A 656-nucleotide genomic window follows, 5' to 3' on the forward strand; every position below is an offset into this window, starting at 1 on the left:
CACGCGACGCTCTTGCTCCGTCTGGTTTACGTTGCTTGGTGCAGGTTGCTTTACGTTATTCATCGCTTGACACCCGCTTCCCGATACCCGATACCCCAACACTACCCCGCCTCATCCGCCAGCCATGCCCGCAACTCCTCAACGCTCTCGGCATGCTCAACGGCGTCGGCGAGCAACTGAAGCAGCATGACATCTTCAATGGTTATGATCGCCTGCATCAGGGCTTCACCCTCGGTGCCAAATTTGCATTTCAAGGCGAGGCGGATGCCCTTTTGCAGGCCGAGCAACTCGCCCTTTTGCAGGCCGAGTTGCTTACCCTGCCGCAAGCCCTTTTGAATGCCAAGTTGTTCACCCTGTCGCAAGCCCTTCTGCATGCCAATTTGTTCACCCTTTTGCAGGCCGATCTGCTCACCCTTTCGCATGCCTTGTTCGATCAACTCTTCGGCAATGGTACCCATGAGCGCACCTCCCAAGGGAATGGTTGTCCCTACCACGTCAATGATCTCTTGCAGCGTCACATGCTTGCCAGCGGCGGCGAGGTAGCGCAGCAGCGTCAGCATATCGTCCTGACCGGAGATTTGATCACAAAAACTATACCATAGTTCAACCACCTCGGGCAGGCGCTCGATCAGATCGTGCCGCGAGCTGTATTTGAG

At 55.9% G+C, this 656-nt stretch carries 1 protein-coding gene; it reads right to left on the reverse strand.

Annotated elements, in window-relative coordinates; all coding sequences use genetic code 11:
• Positions 1–101 precede the first annotated feature (101 nt).
• Positions 102–656 (reverse strand): RpnC/YadD family protein (locus tag CJ255_RS23970; protein ID WP_500681121.1); only part of this gene is annotated, 555 nt, incomplete at its 5' end.

Source organism: Candidatus Viridilinea mediisalina (assembly GCF_002532535.1).
Classification (GTDB): Bacteria; Chloroflexota; Chloroflexia; order Chloroflexales; family Chloroflexaceae; genus Viridilinea; species Viridilinea mediisalina.